General features: G+C 38.6%; 3 protein-coding genes. All 3 read left to right on the top strand.

Annotated elements, in window-relative coordinates; all coding sequences use genetic code 11:
* A partial coding sequence (locus H6S82_RS20355) for a site-specific integrase (protein WP_191056623.1) occupies positions 1-845 on the top strand: 845 nt, incomplete at its 5' end.
* 666 nt (positions 846-1511) lie between these two features.
* Positions 1512-2780 (top strand): NACHT domain-containing protein, encoded by a 1269-nt coding sequence (locus H6S82_RS20345; RefSeq protein ID WP_190474685.1) that lies wholly within the window; start codon positions 1512-1514, stop codon positions 2778-2780.
* A gap of 12 nt (positions 2781-2792) precedes the next feature.
* Positions 2793-3983, top strand: a complete 1191-nt coding sequence (locus H6S82_RS20340; RefSeq protein ID WP_190474682.1) for a hypothetical protein — start codon at positions 2793-2795, stop codon at positions 3981-3983.
* The last annotated feature ends 426 nt before the right edge of the window (positions 3984-4409 follow it).

The following is a 4409-nucleotide window of genomic DNA, read 5'->3' as shown; positions in this document are numbered from 1 at the left end:
GGTCGAGAGCCACGATGGAGCCTGCCCTCAATGCGATTGCCAAACTCATCACCGATGGGCAATGCGATGCTCTCACGCTAGATTGGGCGGCATTGCGTTATCAGCATACGGCGGCGATTCGGACTACTCTAATGAAAAAGTTTGCCCCGGCGACGGTGAATAAGATGCTATCTGCCCTGCGGCGAGTGCTACATGAAGCATTTAAGCTTGATTTGATTGATGCTAATGACTACGCTAAGGCTGTAGATTTTAAGAGTATCAAGGTAGAAAAAGGACTTAAGGGTAGGGCGCTTACGAGAGCTGAAATTACTAAACTACTCCAAGTTTGTCAGGAACAGCGAGGTGCCGTTGGTGCGAGAGATGCGGCGCTAATTGGGATTCTGCGCGGTGCGGGATTGCGTCGGGCTGAGGTGGTTAATCTAACTTTGAAAGACTTTCATCCCCTGACTGGCGAATTGGAAATATGTAACGGTAAAGGTGGCAAAGACCGCTCGGTTTATTTACCCAAAATAGCCATTGATTTAGTCAACAATTGGCTAACCTTTAGAGGCCACAGAGCCGGAGCATTGTTGTGTCCGATTCAGAAAGGGGGACAAGTAGAACTAAGACATCTAACTCCCCAAGCGGTATTATTGATTGTGAGAAAACTAGCCAATGATGCAGGGATTACAAGATTTTCGCCACACGATTTTCGCCGTACCTTTTGTTCCGATTTATTAGATGCAGGCGTCGATCTCGTCACTGTCCAAAAGCTAGCAGGACACTCTAACCCAGCAATTACTTCTAAATATGATAGACGTGGAGAACAGGTGAAACGAAAAGCGGTGGATTTGTTGAAGTTTTGATTAATCTTACCCCAGCATAAGATTGGTACAAGCAAGCCAATATTTAGTTAAAACTATCACCAGTACCCTAGCATCGGTGCCAGTCTATCGGGTTGGGAAACACCATATCTGTCTATACGTTGTGGGTACGACCCTGGCGGGGATTGGGTGGATTTTGGCCAAACTCGTAGCCTAAAGTGCTGTGGATTTTGACCCTCACCCTATTTGGTTTAAGAAAGTTTACGGGTGCTAACTTGTTTGGCTGCGGTTTCGGAATGGTTTTTTTTCACTTTATTTGCGAATGGCTGTAGATTTTTTCAACTTATCTGCGAATTGGCATCACTTTTTTCAATTTATGCGCGAATGAGCCGGATTTTTTTCAACTTATGTGCGAATGAAGTGGCTCAAAGGGTATATCTGCCGTTGCTTCTTTTTCAACTTATGCGCGAACCGACAATTTTGAACCCTTTTCAGTTGCACCATAATTTCGGTCGAAAATCCCCTTGGAAGCAGGTCTGACTATTTATGTTTGTGGGCCACTTCAATTAGGAGAGGAAAATAATCGTTTTAAAGATAAGTCAGAGATAAGTCAGAGATAAGTCACAGACAAGTCAGAGATTTCTTAGCTAAACCTTGTAAAACTTATTGCTACAGTGAAATAGTCCATAAATCAGATGAAAACTAATTATGTCGAAACGTTCTTTGAGATTATCTCGTGAAGGTTCTAAAACTGCCGAAGCTGCTCTCGGTCTAAAAGGTTGGACTAAGGAAAAATTAGAAATTGAAGTTCAACTATCTAGTTCAACTATCTATAACTTCTTCTCTAGTAAGCCTATTGAGAAAGAAAATTTTATCAAAATCTGTACTATCCTTGAGCTAAATCAAAAAGATGTTGCTGATTTATCCGAACCTCAAAATCCTGAATCAATCGAGCAGCTAGTTGTAGATATTCGGCAAAGATGTCAATCAAGCATTATTCAAAAATGTGGAATAATGCGGATATTAGATATGCAGTACCCTATTGAAGTCAATCATATTTATACAACTGTCAATATTCTAGAGAAAATTACTAATAAACAACGAAAAAGCATTGATGAGCTTACCAAAGAATTTTCATTAAATTATTTTGAACGCTTAGGACTTCCTAAAGTTGCTCAAGAAAGAGTGCCTGGATTAGAGGCAGTGACCAAGTATGATAAATTGATGGTTTTAGGGAAGCCAGGAGCAGGGAAAACGACCTTTTTAAGGTATCTAGCAACTCAATGTATTTCAGGAAATATTTTCAATAATTATGTACCCATATTCATATATCTCAAAGACTTTGCCAACCCTGATGTTAAAATAAGTTTACTCGATTACATTAGTAAGGAATTATCTAATAACCACATTGACAATAACCAAATAGTTCGGTTGTTTGAGCTAGGACGGATACTATTATTGCTAGATGGATTAGATGAAGTTCGGCAAGAATACGATCGCCACGTCTTAAAAGAAATCCGTGATATTTCTCAAAGATTCCCTAATAACAAATTTATCCTAACTTGCCGAATTGCAGCCAAGGAATATACATTTGAGCATTTTACAGATGTAGAAGTTACCGATTTCGACCAAGAACAAATCCAAACCTTTGTCAGTAAGTGGTTTTCATATAAAAATAATAGCTCTAATTCTGACCAACAGTTTATGGAACACCTCCAAAAGAACCAATCAATCAAGGAGCTGGCTAACAACCCGCTTCTCCTAACTTTGTTATGTATTGAATTTGAAGATGCTGGAGACTTTCCTAATAGTCGTGCTGAGTTATACAAAAGGGCAACTCATACACTTTTAAGGAAATGGGATGCTACTCGTATTATTGAACGGGATAGCGCTTATAAACATCTCTCTGTACCGCGCAAAGAAGATTTACTTAGCTATTTAGCTTTAATAACTTTTGAGAAGGGGGAATATTTCTGAAGGCAACAGGATGTGCAGGAATATATAGCTTCTTATATTAAAAACTTGCCAGAATCTCCTCAAGTTCCAGAAGCTTTAGCGCTAGATAGCGAAGCCGTATTAAAATCTATTGAGGCGCAGCATGGGTTATTAGTAGAACGAGCTAGAGAAGTTTATTCATTCTCTCATTTAACATTTCACGAGTATTTCGCGGCCAAAGAGATTGTATCAAAAGCTAATCCAAATGGATTTAACGATCCGGCTCTGAATAATTTAATCAAATACGCTTTTTATAAACAATGGCGTGAAGTTTTCTTGCTAACTACTGAGATGCTAAGAAGTGCTGATGTGCTTTTGCTATCAATGAAATATCAAATCGATCTAGCCGCACAGAATAGAACCATTCAAGAATTGTTAACTTGGGCTAGTCAAAAATCTCGTCAAATATCTAGCTCTCATCAGCCTAATACAATTAGAGCATTTTACATTTGTCTAGCTGTAGGTATCTGCATATTAGATAATACAAACTCTCCTCTCGATTCAACTTGGGAATTTTTAGAGATGAGCGCTCTATTACAATCTTTAGATTCCAATATTCAGTTAAGCTTCTATGAAGGATGTGCTTCAGGATTTGGTATGGGAAATTTCCGTGCTTCTCTTGACGATCCAAATCTAGCTTTAGATTTTAATTTGGCTCATGCTCGCGCTCAAGCATCTTTGTTAAATCGCATTGCTAACAGGAACCCTGAAAATGAGGAATTTACATCTATTAGCCTTTATGAAAGAGATGAGGATTATGAAATTGATGAAATGTATAACAAACATCCGATTGACGATACTAATTTTTACACCTTATCTGATGCGTTATATTCAGCCATAGCATTGACTGATAATCAAGATTTCCAGAATGAACTTATCCAACTAGATGAAGAATTGCCAGAAGGTGTTTACGATTGTTGGGATAAATATTACCATTGGTATAAGCATGATAGTGGTGCTTGGGGTGACAAGCTTAAAGACTTGAATCGTAAATATCGCAATATTGATTATGATTGGCAATTAGATGCCGAGCAAGAATGGGGAATGTTACGAGCATATTGCTACGCTAATAAATTGTTGTTAGATTGCCTTCAATCGCCATGTTATGTCAAGCGTGAAACTAGAGATTTTATCCAATCAACATTGCTTTTACCCTTCAATGAAATTGAGATAGAGGCTTCTTAAAATCTTTAATTAGAAACTCCTATCAATTGTGGGAAATTAGTATAAGTTTCCAAAGGACCTAATACTCCCATCATAAATTAAACTTACGCTGCTTTAGTTGGTTTGGCTTTAGCCCTCTGTTTAAAACTTTCAAAGTCTAACGCCAGTACCGGACGATCGATGACGGCGATGGGGTTTAGTGATCAACGCCTTACGGCAATCAAAGGTTATTAACTTCAAACGAATGGCAAAGAATTAAGGAAGATGAATTAGCTGGTCAAATGTTTGAAGATGAATATGAGTTGTCTATGGCAGTGATATCAGCCATAGAATCTCGACAAGCCAGAAATGGATTAGCAGTCAAAAGGTATCGTTTTACCAGAGAAAAAATTTAGCTAGGCGGTTGTTTATGTAGTTATTTCTAACACCATTGCTCGTTTGTTCACT

It is taken from the genome of Planktothrix sp. FACHB-1355 (genome assembly GCF_014748295.1).
GTDB lineage: Bacteria > Cyanobacteriota > Cyanobacteriia > Cyanobacteriales > Aerosakkonemataceae > Aerosakkonema > Aerosakkonema funiforme_A.
This window is presented reverse-complemented; position numbering and strand designations above follow the sequence as displayed.